The 17005-nt window shown below is 68.8% G+C and carries 19 protein-coding genes; 5 read left to right on the plus strand and 14 right to left on the minus strand.

Features of this window, described 5'->3' with window-relative positions; all coding sequences use genetic code 11:
- Positions 1 to 185: 185 nt before the first annotated feature.
- From AB5J87_RS10350 to ureA, 5 genes are all read right to left on the minus strand, one after another.
- Positions 186 to 1511 carry an MFS transporter gene (locus AB5J87_RS10350; protein ID WP_369376076.1) on the minus strand — a complete coding sequence of 442 codons (1326 nt, stop codon included), beginning with the start codon at positions 1509 to 1511 and terminating at the stop codon, positions 186 to 188.
- A gap of 80 nt (positions 1512 to 1591) precedes the next feature.
- The gene (locus AB5J87_RS10355) at positions 1592 to 2209 is read right to left on the minus strand and encodes a TetR/AcrR family transcriptional regulator (protein ID WP_369383457.1); all 618 of its coding nucleotides are present in this window, start codon (positions 2207 to 2209) and stop codon (positions 1592 to 1594) included.
- Between the two features lie 29 nt (positions 2210 to 2238).
- Complete coding sequence (locus AB5J87_RS10360; protein ID WP_369376077.1) at positions 2239 to 3273, minus strand: agmatine/peptidylarginine deiminase; 1035 nt, start codon at positions 3271 to 3273, stop codon at positions 2239 to 2241.
- Positions 3274 to 3282: 9 nt separating this feature from the next.
- Complete coding sequence (locus AB5J87_RS10365) at positions 3283 to 5016, minus strand: urease subunit alpha (protein WP_369376078.1); 1734 nt, start codon at positions 5014 to 5016, stop codon at positions 3283 to 3285.
- Positions 5013 to 5717, minus strand: coding sequence for an urease subunit gamma (gene ureA / locus AB5J87_RS10370; protein WP_369376079.1), 705 nt, complete (start codon positions 5715 to 5717; stop codon positions 5013 to 5015). The genes AB5J87_RS10365 and ureA overlap by 4 nt, the downstream gene beginning before the upstream one ends.
- A 168-nt stretch (positions 5718 to 5885) precedes the next feature.
- Here ureA and AB5J87_RS10375 point away from each other — a divergent pair, with 168 nt between their 5' ends.
- On the plus strand, positions 5886 to 7313 hold the full coding sequence (locus AB5J87_RS10375; RefSeq protein WP_369376080.1) for a cytosine permease: 1428 nt from the start codon (positions 5886 to 5888) through the stop codon (positions 7311 to 7313).
- Positions 7314 to 7844: 531 nt separating this feature from the next.
- On the opposite strand, the gene AB5J87_RS10380 is transcribed toward AB5J87_RS10375, so the two are convergent.
- Positions 7845 to 8270 (minus strand): DUF732 domain-containing protein, encoded by a 426-nt coding sequence (locus tag AB5J87_RS10380; RefSeq protein WP_369376081.1) that lies wholly within the window; start codon positions 8268 to 8270, stop codon positions 7845 to 7847.
- Positions 8271 to 8353: 83 nt separating this feature from the next.
- A complete protein-coding gene (locus tag AB5J87_RS10385) occupies positions 8354 to 8563 on the minus strand; it encodes a hypothetical protein (protein WP_369376082.1) in 210 nt (69 codons plus the stop codon).
- 510 nt (positions 8564 to 9073) lie between these two features.
- On the opposite strand from AB5J87_RS10385, the gene AB5J87_RS10390 reads away from it, so the two are divergent.
- Positions 9074 to 9331 carry a GntR family transcriptional regulator gene (locus tag AB5J87_RS10390; RefSeq protein ID WP_369376083.1) on the plus strand — a complete coding sequence of 86 codons (258 nt, stop codon included), beginning with the start codon at positions 9074 to 9076 and terminating at the stop codon, positions 9329 to 9331.
- A gap of 45 nt (positions 9332 to 9376) precedes the next feature.
- Here the strand turns inward: AB5J87_RS10390 and AB5J87_RS10395 are convergent, their stop codons facing one another.
- The 4 genes from AB5J87_RS10395 to AB5J87_RS10410 all read right to left on the minus strand — a co-directional run bounded on the left by AB5J87_RS10395 (position 9377) and on the right by AB5J87_RS10410 (position 11666).
- Positions 9377 to 10555 carry a methyltransferase domain-containing protein gene (locus AB5J87_RS10395; protein ID WP_369376084.1) on the minus strand — a complete coding sequence of 393 codons (1179 nt, stop codon included), beginning with the start codon at positions 10553 to 10555 and terminating at the stop codon, positions 9377 to 9379.
- Entirely contained in the window at positions 10555 to 10692 is a 138-nt protein-coding gene (locus tag AB5J87_RS10400) for a hypothetical protein (protein WP_369376085.1), read from the minus strand. The genes AB5J87_RS10395 and AB5J87_RS10400 overlap by 1 nt, the downstream gene beginning before the upstream one ends.
- 112 nt (positions 10693 to 10804) lie before the next feature.
- Entirely contained in the window at positions 10805 to 11068 is a 264-nt protein-coding gene (locus AB5J87_RS10405) for a hypothetical protein (protein WP_369376086.1), read from the minus strand.
- Positions 11069 to 11306: 238 nt separating this feature from the next.
- A complete protein-coding gene (locus AB5J87_RS10410) occupies positions 11307 to 11666 on the minus strand; it encodes a hypothetical protein (RefSeq protein WP_369376087.1) in 360 nt (119 codons plus the stop codon).
- Positions 11667 to 12306: 640 nt separating this feature from the next.
- Between AB5J87_RS10410 and AB5J87_RS10415 the strand changes: the two genes are divergently transcribed.
- Positions 12307 to 13134 (plus strand): helix-turn-helix domain-containing protein, encoded by an 828-nt coding sequence (locus AB5J87_RS10415; protein ID WP_369376088.1) that lies wholly within the window; start codon positions 12307 to 12309, stop codon positions 13132 to 13134.
- Positions 13131 to 13340, plus strand: coding sequence for a DUF397 domain-containing protein (locus AB5J87_RS10420; protein WP_369376089.1), 210 nt, complete (start codon positions 13131 to 13133; stop codon positions 13338 to 13340). The genes AB5J87_RS10415 and AB5J87_RS10420 overlap by 4 nt, the downstream gene beginning before the upstream one ends.
- Positions 13341 to 13629: 289 nt before the next feature.
- On the opposite strand, the gene AB5J87_RS10425 is transcribed toward AB5J87_RS10420, so the two are convergent.
- Positions 13630 to 13980: a hypothetical protein gene (locus AB5J87_RS10425; protein ID WP_369376090.1), complete on the minus strand. Its 351-nt coding sequence runs from the start codon at positions 13978 to 13980 to the stop codon at positions 13630 to 13632.
- A gap of 758 nt (positions 13981 to 14738) precedes the next feature.
- Between AB5J87_RS10425 and AB5J87_RS10430 the strand changes: the two genes are divergently transcribed.
- Positions 14739 to 15518, plus strand: coding sequence for a hypothetical protein (locus AB5J87_RS10430; protein WP_369376091.1), 780 nt, complete (start codon positions 14739 to 14741; stop codon positions 15516 to 15518).
- A 46-nt stretch (positions 15519 to 15564) separates the two neighbouring features.
- On the opposite strand, the gene AB5J87_RS10435 is transcribed toward AB5J87_RS10430, so the two are convergent.
- Positions 15565 to 15753 (minus strand): hypothetical protein, encoded by a 189-nt coding sequence (locus tag AB5J87_RS10435; protein ID WP_369376092.1) that lies wholly within the window; start codon positions 15751 to 15753, stop codon positions 15565 to 15567.
- Positions 15747 to 16577 (minus strand): sigma factor, encoded by an 831-nt coding sequence (locus tag AB5J87_RS10440; RefSeq protein WP_369376093.1) that lies wholly within the window; start codon positions 16575 to 16577, stop codon positions 15747 to 15749. Before AB5J87_RS10440 ends, AB5J87_RS10435 begins: the two co-directional genes overlap by 7 nt.
- Positions 16578 to 17005 lie beyond the last annotated feature (428 nt).

The raw sequence follows: 17005 nt of genomic DNA on the forward strand, positions 1-17005 counted from the left end.
GAAACGAAAAGACCCCTCGCGGGTGCGAAGGGTCTGCGCGCGGGTCTGGGGCACGATGCCGCTGCCGCGGGGGTTCACCGCGGGTTCAGCGGTCACTGCGGACCGGCGCGCTGCTGTCCATAATCATGGTGAAAGCGAGCACGTCGGCAGTCTGCCACACGCCGCACGGCGGGCGGGACGGGGTCTCAGGATGCGGGCACCCCGTCCGCGGCGGGCCGGGCGGCCGGGGCGGCGGCCGGGCCCGCGACCCGGTTCAGGTCGATGTCCCGGGTCTCCCGCATCGTCAGGTACACCACCAGGCTCACCGCCGCGCACCCCGCCACGTACCAGTAGAACCCGGACTCGATGCCGCCCTTCTTGAACCACAGCGCCACGTACTCCGCGGTCCCGCCGAACAGGGCGTTGGCGAGGGCGTACGGCAGGGCCACGCCCAGGGCGCGGATGCCGGTCGGGAAGAGCTCGGCCTTCACACAGGCGTTGATCGAGGTGTAGCCGGTGACGACGACCAGCGCGAGGAGCGCGAGGCCGAAGGCCGGCCAGAACGTACCGGCGTGCCGCAGCATCGTCATGATCGGCACGGTCAGGAACGTCGAGCCGACCGCGAAGGTGATCAGCAGCGGCCGGCGGCCGATCCGGTCCGAGAGCATGCCCGCCAGCGGCTGCAGGCACATGAAGACGAACAGCGCGCAGAAGCTGACCAGAGACGCCGTCTGCTTCTCCATGCCCGCGCTCTTGGAGAGGAACTTCGTCAGATAGGTGGTGTACGTGTAGTAAGCGACCGTGCCGCCCATCGTCAGCGCCATGACCAGGAACGCCTCCCGGCGGTGCGCCCACAGCGCCTTCAGGGTGCCCCGGTCGGCCTCGTGCGCCGCGCCCGACTCCGCGTACACCTCGGTCTCCAGCATGTTGCGCCGCAGGTAGAAGACGATCGCGGCGCCCAGCGCGCCCACGATGAAGGGGACCCGCCAGCCCCAGCTGTGCAGCGCGCCCTCGGACAGGGTGCGCTGCATGACGATCTGGAGGCCGAGGCCGACGAGCTGGCCCGCGGTCATCGAGACGTACTGGAAGCTGGAGGCGAAGCCGCGCCGGGCCGGGTCGGACGCCTCGGTCAGATAGGTGGCGCTCGCCGCGTACTCGCCGCCGACCGAGAGGCCCTGGAGCAGCCGGGCGACGAGCAGCACCGCCACTCCCCCGTATCCGGCCACCGAGTACGTCGGCGCCACCGCGATCAGGACCGCGGAGGCGGACATCAGGGTGACGGTGAGGGTGAGCGCCGCCTTGCGGCCCCGGCGGTCGCCGATGCGGCCGAGCAGCCAGCCGCCCACCGGCCGCATGAAGAAGCCGACCGCGAAGATCCCCATGGTGTTCATGAGGTTGGCGGTCTCGTTGCCCTTGGGGAAGAACGCGTCCGCGAAGTACACCGCGAAGGTGGCGTACACGAACCAGTCGAACCACTCGACCATGTTCCCGGCCGAGCCGACCCAGATCTTCTTCCACTGCTCTCGTCCCATGGAAGATCACAGTGGCCCCGGCCGACCCGGCCGACAAGGGTTGCGCCCGCAACGATAAGGCGTACTTGCGTACGTTGCGTTCAGGCCCCGGCGGCGGGCGCCGCCAGCGATTCGGCGATGAACTCCCGTACGTGGTCGAGGACTTGGTCCCGTCCGGTGCCCGGCAGGCCGACCGCCACATGGACGCTGAAGCCGTCGAGCAGCGCCCGCAGCCGGGCCGCGCAGCGGTCCGCGTCGAGCGGCCGGAACTCGCCGCGCGAGACGCCCTCGGCCAGCAGCGCCACCAGGTCGCGGTGCCAGGCGCCCTCGATGGCGGCCTGCCGGGCGCGGGCGTCGCCGTCCGCGTTCTGCGAGCGGTTCCACACCTCCAGCCACAGGATCCAGTGCGGATCGCGCGGCCCGTCCGGCACGTAGAGGTCGACATAGGCGTCCAGCCGCGCGCGGGCCGGGCCCGGCCGCGACAGCAGCGCACGGCGCTCCTCGCCCAGCCGCCCCTCGCTCCACTCCAGCGTCTGCAGCAGCAACTCGTCCTTGCTGCGGAAGTAGTAGAGGAGGTGGCCGCTGGACATGCCGACCTCGCGGCCGAGCCCGGCCATGGTCAGCCCGTCCAGGCCGCGCTCGGCGATCGTGGCCATGGCGGCGGCCAGCACTTCCTCGCGCGGCGGCGCGTTCTTGCGCGCGCGGGCCGGACCGGCCATGTCCTCGTCCTCCTGGATCACTCCAGGGATCACACCCTGGGCTGCTGCTGGGTGATGCAGTGGATGCCACCGCCCCCGGCGAAGATCGTACGTGCGTCCACGAGGGTGACGGTCCGCTCCGGGAAGAGACGGCGGAAGACCCCGGCCGCGTGCTCGTCCCTGGGGTCGTCGAAGCCGCACAGCACGACCCCGCCGTTGCAGAGGTAGTGGTTGATGTAGGAGTAGTCCACCCAGCCGTGGTCGTCGGTGAGCACGGTCGGCGCGGGGACCTCCACGACCTCGATGCTCCGGCCGCGCGCGTCGGTCTGCGCGCGCAGCAGCGCCACGTTCTCCTTGCACACCTCGTGGTCGGGGTGGGCCGGGTCGGGCTGGGTGTGGGCGACGACGACCCCGGGGCGGGCGAACGCGGCCACGATGTCGACGTGGCCCAGCGTGCCGTAGCCGTGCGGGGGGTAGTCGGCGGTCAGCCCGCGCGGCAGCCAGATCGCCTTGCGGGTGCCGAGCATCCCGTGGATCTCCGCCTCGACCTGCTCCCGGGTCCAGCCGGGGTTGCGCTCGGGGCCGAGCTGCACGGACTCGGTGAGCAGCACCGTGCCCTCGCCGTCGACGTGGATCGCGCCGCCCTCGTTGACGAGGCGCGAGGTGTACGTACGCGCGCCGGCCAGGTCCGAGACATACGCGCCGATCTTGGCGTCGTGCTCCCAGCGCGCCCAGTCCTGGGCGCCCCAGCCGTTGAACGTCCAGTCCACGGCGGCCAGTTCGCAGCCGTTGGTGAGGAAGGTGGGGCCGATGTCACGCATCCAGGCGTCGTCGAGCTCGCGCTCCACGAGGTCGATGCCGGGGCCGAGCAGGGCGGCGGCCCCGGCGCTCTGGCCGGGCCCGCACACCACGGTGACCGGCTCGAAGCGGCGTACGGCACGGGCGACGGACGCCCAGGCGGCGCGGGACCCGGCGAGCTCGGCCTCGTTCGGGAAGGTGACGTTGGGGCCCGGCCACGCCATCCAGGTGCGCTCGTGCGGGGCCCATTCGGCGGGCATGCGGAAGCCGTCGGCGGCAGCAGACATCGTGGGTCCTTAGAGGAAGTAGAGGCGGTTGAGGGTGACGGTGTCGGCGGGTTCGGAGCGCAGGGGGTCGCCGTCGAGGGTGACCAGACCGGTGGCACCGTCCACGTCCACCGCCCCGGTCCGGGAGTTGAGCAGGAGGTCGGCGGGACCGATGCCACGGGTGCCGCGCACCGCGACCCGGCGCCGCCGGGTCGGCATCACATCCCCGCCCGCCTCCAGCGCGGCCCCGGCCACGAACGCCACCGACAGATCCGCGGCCGTCGCCCCGTGCGCCCCGAACAACGGCCCCAGCACCAACGGCTCACACGTATCGGTCGCCGCGTTCGGATCCCCCGTCACCCCCCACGCGGGAAAACCGGCCTTCAGGACCATCTGCGGCTTGGCACCGAAGAACGCCGGCCGCCACAGCACCACATCCGCGAGCCTGCCCACCTCCAGCGAACCGACCTCGTGCGCCAGCCCGTGCGCGATCGCCGGATTCACCGTCAGCTTCGCGATGTACCGCAGCACCCGCGCGTTGTCGTCACCCTCCCCGTCCCCCTCCAGCGGGCCCAGCTCCGCCTTCATCTTCGCCGCCATCGCGAACGTGCGCCGCACCGTCTCCCCGGCCCGCCCCATCCCCTGCGCGTCCGAGGAGGTGATCCCGATCGCCCCCACATCGTGCAGCACATCCTCCGCACCCATCGTGCCCGCCCGGATCCGGTCCCGCGCCATCGCCGCGTCCCCCGGCAGATCCGGCTTCAGCCCGTGCACCGACACGATCATCCCGTAATGCTCCGCCACCGCGTCCCGCCCGAACGGCAGCGTCGGATTCGTCGACGAGCCGATCACGTTCGCCACCCCCGCCATCTTCAACACATTGGGCACATGACCACCCCCACACCCCTCGATGTGGAACGCGTGAACCGTCCGCCCCTCCAGCACCCGCAGCGTGTCCTCCACCGACAAGCACTCATTCAGCCCGTCACTGTGCAACGCCACCTGCACATCGTGCTCCTCCGCCACCCGCAACGCCGTATCCAACGCCCGCGCATGCGCCCCCATGTCCTCATGCACCTTGAACCCACACGCACCCCCCTCCACCAACGCCTCCACCAACGGCGCCCCCACCGACGACGAACCCCGCCCCAAAAACCCCACATTCACCGGCCACGCATCAAACGCGTTGAACGCATGCCGCAACGCCCACGGAGAGTTCACCCCGACCCCCCACACCGGGCCGAACTCCTGGCCGATGAGCGTGGTCACGCCGGAGGACAGCGACGCCTCCATGATCCGGGGGGAGAGCATGTGGACATGGGTGTCGACGGCCCCGGCCGTGGCGATGAGTCCTTCGCCGGAGACGATGCTGGTCCCGGTGCCGACGACGACGTCGACCCCGTCGAGCGTGTCCGGGTTGCCCGCCCGCCCGATGGCGTGGATACGGCCCTCACGGATCCCGATCGACACCTTGCGGATGCCCAGCACCGCGTCGATCACCACGACGTTGCTGATCACCACGTCGCAGGTCTCGCGGACCGCCGCCGCCTTGAGGTGCAGCCCGTCACGCGCCGTCTTCCCGAACCCCGCCAGGAACTCGTCCCCCGGGTTCTGCGCGTCGGACTCGACGCGCACGGTCAGGCCCGAGTCGCCGAGCCGGATCCGGTCGCCCGCGCGGGGCCCGAAGACGGCCGCGTACTCGTGCGGGTCGATGTGCCGGGCGCCGGGCGCGCAGTGGTCGCTGTGCCGGGTCTGCCTGCTCATGCCGGGTCTCCTTCCGAACCGCCGGTGCCGAGGTAGCCGCAGGCCGCGGCCCTGCGCAACGCCTCTTCCCTGGCCCCCGGAGCATCCAGCGGACCATCCACCAACCCCGCGAAACCGATCGCCACCCGCCCACCACCGACCGGCACCAGACCCACCTCCGCCACACCCCCCGGATCGAACCGCACCGACGACCCCGCCGGCACACACAACCGCATCCCGTACGCCGCACCCCGGTCGAACTCCAACCGCGGATTCACCTCGAAGAAATGAAAGTGCGACGTCACACTCACCGGCACCGACGCCGTATTACGCACCACGAGCCGCACCACCGGCTCACGATCCGGCCCCTGCGGCCCCGGCAGCACCGCCCCCGGAGCGTCCTCGCCGAGCCCGGCGGCCCCCGCGATGGGCGCGGGCACCACGGCGAGCCGCGAGCCGTCGTCGAAGACGGCCTCCACATGCACCTCGGTGACCACGTCCGCGACCCCCGGCAGCACGTCGTCCGGGCCGAGCACCGACCGGGCCGCCTCGATGGCCTCGGCGAGCCGGCGCCCGTCGCGGGCCGCCTCGCAGACGGTGTCCGCGATCAGCGCCGTCGCCTCGGGCACATTGAGCCGCAACCCGCGCGCCCGGCGCGCCCGCGCCAGCTCAGCGGCGCCGAACAGCAGCAGCCGGTCACGTTCCGTGGGAGTCAGTCGCACGCCACCACACCTCCTGTTTGAACACCACTCTAACCACACACATCCCGCTCTGTCATGGACCAAAGGGTGGCGTGGGGGTTGACGGGTCCGCGAACCATGGCCCACATTGAGCGTCACTCAAAGCGTAGGAACGACGTATTCCAGCCATCCGAGCGTCAGGGGCAGCCCATGCCGATAGAACAACGCGGAGTCGACACCATCCCGGAGGCGGAACGCACCAGCGGCCCGCGCGACCTGGTGTCGATCCTGCTCGGCTCCAACCTCTGCCTCGGCGTGATCGTCTTCGGCTGGCTGCCGGTCTCCTTCGGCCTGGGCTGGTGGGCGTCGGTGACGGCGGTGGTCGCGGGCACGCTGGTGGGCACGCTGCTCACGGCCCCGCTGGCCCTGGTGTCGCTGCGCACCGCGACCAACCTCTCCACCTCGTCGGGCGCCCAGTTCGGCGTACGGGGACGGCTGATCGGCTCGGTGGTCGGGCTGCTGCTCTCGCTCGGCTACACCGCGCTGACCGTGTGGATCGGCGGGGACGCGATGACGGGCGTCCTGCACCGCCTCTTCGGCCTGCCGACCGGCTCGCTCTCGTACGCGGTGGTGTACGGGGTGCTGGCCGCGGCCACGGTGATCGGCGCGGTCTACGGCTACCGGGTGCTGCTGCGGCTCTCCCGGGTCCTGGCCGTCGGCATGACCGCGCTGCTCGCCCTGGGCGTGGTGGCGTACGGCCCGCACTTCACCACGGCGGCGCTGCCGGACGCGGGCGGCCCGCTGCTCGGCTCGTTCTGGCCGACCTGGCTGCTGGCGCTGGTCGCGGCCGGGCTCAGCGGCCCCATCGCCTTCATCACCCTGCTCGGCGACTACACCCGCTACATCTCACCGGCCCGGCACAGCCCGCGCCGGGTGCTCCGCGCGACCTGGCTGGGGCTGACCGCCGGACTCCTGGTGCCGCAGCTGTTCGGCACGTTCACGGCGTACGCGGCGCGGGCCGCGGCGGACTACGCGGGTCCGCTGGTCGCGGCGGCGCCCGGCTGGTACCTGGTCCCGCTCCTGCTCGCCGCGTCGGCCGGGTCGGTCGGCAACGCGGGGCTGATGCTGTACTCGATGGGGCTGGACCTGGACGCGATCCTGCCGCGCGCCTCGCGCACCCAGGCGACCTTCGCGGTCGCGGGGGTCGCGACCGCGTGCGTCTTCGCGGGGCACTACGCGTGGGACGCGCAGGGCGCGATGACGTCGTTCGTACTGCTCCTGACCGCCATCGGCACGCCGTGGGCGGTCATCACCCTGATCGGCTTCGTCCGCTGCCGGGGCGCGTACGACGCGGACGCCCTCCAGGTGTTCAACCGCCGGGCGCGGGGCGGGGCGTACTGGTACCGGGCGGGCTGGAACTGGCGGGCCGCGCTGGCGTGGGGGCTGGGGGCGGGGGTGGGGTTGCTGGCGGTGTCGCTGCCGCAGTACGAGGGGCCGCTGCTGCGGTTCACCGGCGGGGTGGACTGCAGCTTTCTGCTGTCGGGGGTGGTGGGGGGACTGACGTACGCGGTGCTGACACCCCGGGCGGTCCCCCACCCCGCCCCTTCCCTGAACCCTCCGGGGGTGAAGACGGGTTGAGCCACGCACTCGCCCGCGGACCGTGGGACCGATCGCGCAGTTCCCCGCGCCCCTCTTGAGCCCGGAGCTCGTCCGCGGACCGTGGTCGCCTCTCGCGCAGTTCCCCGCGCCCCCAAAACCCGCCTACGTCCGCGGACCATGGTCGCCTCTCGCGCAGTTCCCCGCGCCCCCGAAACCCGTCTGCGCCTGCGGACCGTGGTCGCTCCTCGCGCAGTTCCCCGCGCCCCTGAAAGCTCAGGGCTGAGCTGAGTACTCCGGATGCCCGGTACCCCCTAGGGGCGCGGGGAACTGCGCGACCAGCCCCCACGATCCGCACCCGGAAGCAGAGGCCCCCGCAGGGCCGCAAGGCCCGCGAAAGGGGTCCGGGGGGTACGCCCCCGGGAAAAACCCTCCCCCACCCCCACCCCCGGAGGGTTCAGGGAAGCCCCGATGCTCGTAAGTAGGGGTTCTGAGGATAGGGCCTGGTCAGAACGCAAGGAAGCCCCGTTCGGCACTGTGGCCGAACGGGGCTGGTCCCTGTCTGGGACTGATCTACGAGCAGAACGACGACTTCACAGCGGTCACGATCTGCGCGGCCTGGTCGTCCGTGAGGCTGGGCACCGTGCCGCCTTCAAAGCGGCTCTTGGCGTTCTTCTGGACCGTGACGTCATCCTTGCCGCCCTTGATGTCCAAGCAGACATCCCGGGACCTGCTGACGGCCCGGTCTTCCTTCGCGACCAATCCGGGCTCGATGGTCCGTAGCGCCCTCATCAGTCCGGCAGTCTGCATCGTGTCCGGCGACGGGATGCCGGACGGCTCGGACGGCTTCTCGGCGGGCTTGGCGGGCGCCGTGGCGGGTGCCTTGGGCTTGGCGTCGGCTTCGGCCTTGTCGTCGTCATCCTGGAACAGCGACAGCACCCCGCCGAACGCGAGCACCGCAGCCCCCGCGATGAACCAATTTTTCTTCTTCCGCTCCATGATCGGTCCCCTCCCCTGGGCGTGCATGTGATCTTCCTTGCCTATCACGCGGATACCCGCAGGTGGGCGCGCATTTCGGCCGCTCATCGGCGCATCACGGGCAGCTCGTCCCACTGGGCACGCGGGGGGTAGCGGTGTACACAGGCGGGGCACACGTAGTGGGTGTATCCGGTGCCGCCGCTCATGCTTTGTACGTGGCCCACGACAACCGGGGCGCTGGTCCAGTGCCCGCAGATTCCGTGCACGGGCCGTGCGGGCTCGGAGGTCTCGGAGGTGATCCCGTCGCGGGTCATGCGACCACCGCCGCGTACACGTCGTGCCGCTCGGGGTTGGGGTAGTCGTATCCGAGATCGGCAGCGACCATGGCGAGGCAGCGTTGGTGCCGCCGGTCGATCGCAGCGTCTTGCCGCTGGACCCATTCGCGGAGGTAGGGCGGGATGCGGGGCCCGTGCTCCTCGGCCGTGGTTTTGGTTCGGGCGGGGGCAACCAGTGTGAGCGGGGCCGTGGGCGCGCAGATCACGGCCTTACGCGGAGCCGGCGAGGGGGCGGGGCGGTTTCCGCCGTGTCGTCCGTGGGCGGGCAGTAACAGGCGCAGCGCCCATAAGAGGGCGCGGGCGATAGCATCGCGCATGAGTCGTTCAGCTCCCGTAGCTAGCTGTTCGGCGGAGCCCCGGCAGATCGTTCGCGCGGTCTGTCGGGGCGTTGTGTTTTGTTGACGGTAGAGATCCTGTCCACCCCTGTCCACCCCTCGGGGTCCCTATCGGCCGCGAGGGGAGGTCCGGGTTTGTGGGTACCTTCTCGATGTGGAGTTCGACCCGCGCCGCCCGAAGTGGCAGCAGATCGCAGACGAGATCACCCGCCGTATCAAGAGCGGGCGGTACCCGGCTGGTTTCCAGCTCTCCGAGGTCCGGTTGGCGGACGAGTTCGGCGTGAACCGCGACACCTTGCGGAAGGCGACCAGGGCGCTCCGGGAATCGGGCTGGATCACGACCACGCCGAGCATGGGTTCATTCGTTGCTGAGTCCCTGCCCGCCGAGGAAGGGCACCAGGGCGACGCGTAGCCCCGCCCGGCCCCACGAATGGGCAGGGACGGACGGGACTGGTACCTAGGCTGTCGGGACTGGTGTGGATTGTGAGTCGAGCCACACGTTCTCGCCGTCCGCTGTCACAGTGAGTCCGAAGCGAGTGAAGCCGGGGCGTCCTTGCTCCTCCCACCATCGGTGGGCGGCTTCGGTCTCGTCCCACAACTTGCGTGGACCCGATTGCCATACGCGGGTGGTGTCTTCGTCCCGGAACTGCGCACACGCCCATGAGCGGTCCGACAGTCCGTAGAACCAGACGGCCCGCGTTCCGTCCTCCTTCGCCGCCACCGCACGCACACAGTCGCGGACGCCCAGACCCAGGACGAATTCCTGTGGACTGAACCGACCACTCAGGAACTGGTCTTCCGTGACCGTCGTCGACGACTCGTCCCCGTCGGCGACACTGCCGGGAACGTAGTCGGCGTGCCGCACAGGTGGTCGGCGCTGGGCTCGTGCCTTCATGAACTCCACGGGTCCGGTAAAGGGTCCGGTGGCGCTCTTTCCGTTGTCTGCGACGGTCAGCCGGGCCACCGCGTCCCCGTTGCCGTAGTGCGTTCCCCACGGCGCCACGACGACCCCGCCGGGGCGGCACTGCTCGATCCATGTGTACGGGATGGAGCGCAGCCCGCACGTGGCGATGATCCGGTCATACGGTGCCCCGGCTGGGTCTCCTTCGATGCCGTCGCCGTGGACGACGCGCACCGGCAGACCGAAGCAGTTAAGGGCGGTCCGCGCAGCAGTTGCTACAGCCTCATCAACTTCCACGCTGACGACGTTCCCGGGGCCGAGCCGGTGGGCGAGCAGTGCGGCGTTCCACCCGGTGCCGGTGCCGATCTCCAGCACACGGGAGTCGGGCCGGACGTCCAGGTCGCGGAGCATAGAGAACACGACGCTCGGCATGGAAGCGGAACTGGTGGAGAGCTCGCCGGGTGCGGGTCCCGTGTGTGTGCCGTCGTCCCATTGGGTGACCACGGGAGCGTCGGAGTCCGCGTATCCGTACCAGGTCTCCGGGTCGTCCGTCCGCGACACGGGGACGCTCTGCCCTGTGCGCATGTCGTACGGCCACATGAGATCGGGCAGGAACGCGGCGCGTGGAACCGCAGCGAATGAGGGCGCCCAATCGGAGGTGAGCACGCCCCCGGACATGAGGACGCGCCCCAGCTCTGTGAGGCTGGGGCGCTCCTGGTGTGCGTTCGCGGGCATTAGCCGATGACCTTCGGCGGGTTGGGTACGCCGGGGCCGCCGTCAGGGGTGGGCGGCTGGTGCGGACCGGGGTACGGCTCGCCGGGGAGCTTGTCGCCGCCTCCGCCGCTGTTGCTGCACGTTCCGTTGATCTTCATGGCGCCTCTTTCTCTCGTTGATCAGAGGTACCCAGCGCAAGCCGGGTCTTGCCCGCCCCTGCCGTGAGTCCCGGAGCAAGAGGGTGGGTCGGGCTTCGGCAGGGGCGGAGTCTTAGGTGGTGGGACGGGCGGCGTCGAGCTGTCTTTTGATCTCCACCAGCCGCGCCGTGACGGCATACACGGTTTGCAGCGGGTAGCTCCCCATGGACAGCCGACTCGTACGGGTCGGGCAACTGTGATGGGCGCACGGCTCGTCGATGTCCAGGTTGTTCAGCTCGTTGAGGCCGAGCGCTTCGAGTGCCGCGCTGAGTGCCCACGCTGCGGTACTGAGGTTCTCGCGCTCTTCGTGAGTGAAGAAATCCGTGCTTCCGCACATGTGCGCGTCTCCTTCCTGGATGACAGCGGGTCCCCGGCCGTGCGGGGCGTCGACCGGCCGGGGACCGCCGCTGGTACCGCCTACCGGAACAACGACCGGATCGTGGGCGGTCCATACCGCGCCAGCCGCTTACTGCCAGCACGGGGGATACGGCGCCTCGGGATTTTCGCGCCGAGGCAGGTTGAGGGCCAACAGGCCGCGCGGGTCGTACACCAGGCTGACCGACTAGCGGGCGGAACTACGGCGGACACGGGCTTGCCCTTCCGTGCTCCGTGAGCCATGCCAAATCCTCGGGCCAAAAGTGGTTCCCGTTGTGCTCCTCGAACAGGAGACACAGGTTTCCGGACTCGCTCTTGTCCGTGCACCGGTCTTGGAGCTGGACACGAGCGGTTTCTTCGCGCCAGAACACCCACACTGCACGGCCGGTAGCTTCCTCGGCGAACAGCAGGTGCGCCGCGTGCTCGCCCTCGATGTGCTCGGCCAACTCGCAGTACAGGAACTGCGGCACATCCTCAGCAAGGACGCGGGTGGACACCAGCTCAACGGCGGCAACTTCGAGCCCCAGGGGGAGGAACAGAGGGGCGCGGCAACGGTTCATCAGGGGGTCCTCGGTTGGTCTGTGGACTGTCGGCGGGGGGTGGTGTCCCGCCACCGGCCGGGGGGTTGGCGGTCCTCGCCGGCCCGTCCGGCAGCGGGACGTTCGGGGGAGAACTGCGTGCCGGGAACGTTCACGGGGATGACGGACAGGAAGTACGCCCCGGTGTGATCGGACGCAGCAAGAGTGAACAACTCACCCATGCAGAGCTGCCAGAACGCCGCTTGCCGCGCTGCACAGTTCGCCGACCAGCTACGAAGAAAGTGCGGAGCGTCCGGATGACCCGACGGGACGCTTCGCAGCACGTTGCCGCCGACCCATGGGGCGCGCGGGTCGGGGTCGAGCCTGTCGGCGAGCCAGTCAGCCCGTCCCACCAGCCAACGCAGTGCCCGCCCCGCGTACGGAGTCGCAAAGGTTCCCAGCACCACACGGACGGTCCGTCCGTCCGCGGGTCCCTCGGCGAACACCTCAGCCCAATAGGCGCGGGTGGTCGTCGGCTTGTGCGGGGTCTCAGCGCCCCTATCCTCACCAAACACGGCCACTCCTCTCCGTAGCGCCATCACTACCGGGGCGACTCAGCGTGGCCTACAGTCAGCAAGTCTTCAACTTGCGCAATTTGATTGGATAGTTGGGAGCCGCGACGATGAACCGCAAGGAGCTGAACCCCGAGGAATCACCTATCGCGCGCTTTGGTCTGCGCTTACGTCAACTACGGGATGAACGCGGCTGGACCCAGGACGAGTTGGGGGCGCGCATGGGGTGCTCAGGAAGCCACATCTCAGCCGTGGAAACCGGTCGCCGTTCGCCAACTCCACACTTCGCGGCAAGCGCTGACAAAGTCTTGGGCACCGGGGACCGGCTTGAGCGGCAGAGTGAGGCTGTCCGCCACACGGCGATTCTTGAAGGGTTCACGGAATACGTTGCCCAGGAAGTCAAGGCGGCAGAGCTTCGACTCTTCGAGCTGGGCATCGTTCCTGGGCTGCTCCAGACCCCGCACTATGCAGAGGCGATCACCACAGGAGCTGTGCGACGGGGGGCCATTACGGCGCATCAGGCAGAGGAGCGGCTGACGCTCCTCCGCAGTAGACAGGCGTCGTTGGAGCGCACCCCCGCGCCGCTAGTGTTCGCCGTGCTGGACGAGAGCTGTCTTCATCGACGAGTTGGCGGTCCAGGAGTCATGGACGCCCAATATGCACGACTCGTCGCTTTTGCGGAGCTTCCGTCCACGGTGTTTCAGATCGCACCGTACGAACTGGGTGAACGGCGCTCCTTTGATCTGCCAGTGACCCTTTTGACGCTTGCTGATCGGTCGCACCTCGCGTACTCCGAGTCGGCGCAACAGGGTCGACTAGAGCGCGATATGCGGTTCGTGCAGCCCATGTTGACGGCCTACCATCAGTTGCAGGCTGAGGCGCTGTCGCAAGCGGCGTCGGTGGCCATGATTGAGAACCTTCGAAAGGGCGCACCGTGACGACCGAGACCATAGCCATAGCCCCTCGCTGGGTCACGTCTTCTTACAGCAGCAATGGCGGCCAGTGCGTTGAGGTCGCCATGAACCTTGCCGCTGCGCGCGGCGTGGTCCCCGTCCGTGACAGCAAGAACGCCACTGGCCCAATCCTTAACCTCTCGCCCGCCGCCTTCGCCGGTCTGGTGGCGTACGCCAAGCAGTCCCGCTAGTCCGCCGGTCGCCCCGCCACTCCACCCCCCTCGGGGAGCGGCGGGGCTTTCGTCTGTCAGGCAGCGATCCCGCGGGACTGGATCACCGCGCGGGCCCATGCGTCGGGCGGGCCCAGCTCGGGTGTGCGGTCGGTGACGTAGACACCCCATGCGCTACGTCCGGGCACTCTGTGCACGCTGACGCCGTAGCGGTCTGTCATACCTGATCGGCGGAGCACAGCGGCCAAGCGGTGCAGCTCGGTGGACGCCTCGGATCGGTGCTCGCGCCCGAGGACGAACACGCGGGCGCTCACGCTGCCACCGCCGTAGGTGCGGTGATCCAATGCGTCCACGGCTCGCACGCGGGAAGGAGCCGGCCAGTCTCGGACGAGCGGCCCCATTCGTAGTGGCCCACCAGGGCCCCGCGAATGCGCTCGTACGCCAGCATCCGGAAGCGCCCCACCTTGGACGACATGATGCGCGCTGCCATCGTGGCGTAGGCGACCAGGGCGCGCAGTAGCTGAGTCGGGCTGTATACGTACTCTGCTGTTTCCGGGTGCTCCGGGTCCGGCACCCACCCCCATTGCCCGGATTCGGTGCGCTCGAAGATTTCGAGCTTGAACGTGATGGTCGGGTTCGGGCGCGCTTCTCCTTCGGACACAGATTCCCCCCAAAGAATCGTGGTCTCGTGTGCAAAAAATGGAACAGGCGACGGGGGCGGCTCCGCCCGTCGCCTGTCTGTGCTGCCTAGATGCGGCTAGGTAGCGGTGCTATCCCCAGGTCGGGTCGAGGGCGACCCGCGGCGTCTCCGCGGAGTCTGACGCGTCGGCTATCGGGTGCTCGGTCTGCCCCTCGGCGGAGACGCTGGTTCCGGTGAATCCCCATGTCGGGTCCGCTTGGTGGACTGACTGCTGAGCGCTGCCCCCCAGCAGCGCCACGCCGAGTGCGAGAGCGCCCATGGCAGCGGCAGCGGCCACCTTCATTTTCAAGATCATTTTGTTCCCCTCGATTGACTTCGGTCACCCACAGTGGATGACTGAAGTAGGCATATGCTTGAAGCACGTACCAGTCATGTCATTACGCTGCACTAACGCGCTGCGGCCTGCACACACCCGGAACGGCGGTCACATTCCGTAAGGGTGCCGGATGCACTAGCGGTGATCAACCGCTGACCGCGTGCATATGTGCGCACTGCGTAATGACGTAGGGGGCAAAATGGGAAATGAAGGAGAAAAACGGCGGCTTTCGGCTGAGGCTCGGGACCTCGCGCTGCACCTACGACAAGGGGAGCACGCAACCGAGGGGACACCCGGCCTTGCTGAGCTGGTGTCCTGGGGACTGGCACGGCAAGACCTGGTCCGCCCGGAGCGGTATGTGGGACTGGAACCAGGGCATGTGGCCGGACGAGCCGTACGAGCTATGCACGCCACTGTCACGGATGCGCTCGACCGTCTGACGGCCCTGTCTGAGATCGTCACGGACCTAGACCAGGAACCCCGGCCGGGGTCAACAGGCGGGGTCGAGTGGGTCACAGACCGCGGAGTTGCCACGCAGCGGCTGACTCAGGCAGCAGATGCGGCAGAGTCGTACATCTGGACGGCCCACCCCATCCCGCGGCCACCTGAGTACCTGACCGCCTCGCTCCCACGTGACCGCGAGCTGCTGGCACGCGGCATTGCCTACCGCACGCTCTACCCCGACACCGCGCGCACGCAGCCCGCCGAACAGGAATGGTCGAAAGCCGTCTCGGAACTCGGCGCCGAGGTACGTACGGCACCGGCCCCCGAGATTGAGCGCATGGTCATCGTGGACCGGCGCATGGTCGTACTCACTGACCACGTGTGGGGCGGCGCGGGTTTCGTGGTGACACACGGCGGCCTGGTCGCGGCTTTCACGGAGGTCTACGAGCGGCAATGGGCGCGGGCCGAACCGTGGCTGGGCGGCGCGCAGCGCCCCATGACCGCGACGGTCACGGATGCCACGTCGCGCAGCATCCTTGCCCTGCTGTGGGACGGGAAGACGGACAGCCAAATCGCGTCCGCGCTGGGAATGAGCGTGCGCACGCTCAACAAGTTGACTGCCGCACTGTACGAGGTGTCGGGCACCACGACACGATTCCAGCTCGGCGCCTGGTGGGGGTCCGACGCGGGGACCCGTGAGCGCGCACAGGATGCGCAGACCGCACAGGATGCGGCGTAGCCGAACGCAGAAAATCCCCCGCACGAAGCGGGGGATTTTTGTCTGTTCAGGCAGACCGGCGGGCGCTCTCAGCCGGGGGTGTGCGGTAGCCCGCGAGCAGTAGCGCACCCTCGCCGGCTCGGCGGGTCACCGTGGCGACCGTCCGCCCCTCGGCGTCCCGGACGTGAACGTCGACCAGGGCGCCGCACCGGGTGATCTCAACCGTGCCGCCGTCGCGGGTCGGGACGGTCACCATGCGCGTGCACCCGCCTGGTACAGCTCGGCGAATCGTTTCGACCCCTTGGTGCGCGCTTGCTGTACCTGATAGCGCGTGGCCCCCATGTCGCCTGCCAACTCGTCATCATCAACACCGGGGCGGTACTCCGCGACGGGGTGCACGCCGAACCCAGCCTTCAGCACGTGCCGTTGGCGGTCGCTCAGCGCGCCCAACGCACGGTGAACCTGTTCACGGATGACGCCCCGGCGGTGCAATGCGATGTCCTGTGCCGTGACCAGCTCTGCGGGCATGCCAGTCTCACGCTCGAACTTCTCGGCGAGTGTGCGCGATTCGCTGTGCGCCTCTGCGCTTTCGGACTCATCAGGGGCCAAGGGGCGGTCCAGGTAATCGAGACCGTGCCAGGCCAGTCGAGCAGCGTAAGCGTGCTCGCGGCTCATCGCACGATCTCCCATCTGTTCGCTGGCGGCAATGCGCTCCGCTTCATACGGGTCTCCGCCTGCAAGGGCTAGTGCGGTCTCAAAATCCTTTGCAGCGCGAGAACCAACGCCAGGGCGCGTTTCAGCGCGCAACATGTCGAGCATTGCGGCATTTATGAACCGGTCCACGTAGGCCATGAACGCTTGAGGGGTCTCCCCGGAGAACTTGGGTATGCACTGCCAGATGGCTATGCGTCCCGCCTGCATGAGGTCTTCTTTAAGGGAGTTCCCGTTTTCCATATTTGATCCTGCGTAGCGGCTAGCCCGAGCCGCCGCGAGCCCTTCTGTCTCTCTGATGATCGAAGAGATCGCGTCAATATCATTGTTCTTGGCTGCCGAAATTTGGGCATGGGTAAGGTGCGTCATGGGCCGTGGCTCCGTTGATCGGGGGCTTTGGTCCCTGCGGGGACCAAGGAATTCCCGGAACGGAGCGCGCGGGGTCCATGGAGGGCCCGCCGCCCTGGTTCAATGCCCCTTGAAAAAGGGCACAAAAATGCCCCGTCCCGGAATTGCAGGGACGGGGCTTGCGCATTGCCTAATCTCTGCGAGGCCCTGAAAGTTAGGGCGCCGCAGCGCAATCAACAATGCTGTTAAAAAGGATTAAGAGGGACTAGATGCCGCATACGTGGCACAGGGGTTGTAGAGCTGTGTTTTCACCCGCGATAAGTACTCCATATGCAGTACATGAAGCCGGAATACGTAGTTCTCAGGTACGAGTCCGTCAGCGGATCGTGGCGGTCACGTGACCACGCGTTGCGCAACCACTTCACGGGGCTGCGCGTCTAACAAGTGGG

The organism is Streptomyces sp. cg36 (assembly GCF_041080675.1).
GTDB lineage: Bacteria > Actinomycetota > Actinomycetes > Streptomycetales > Streptomycetaceae > Streptomyces.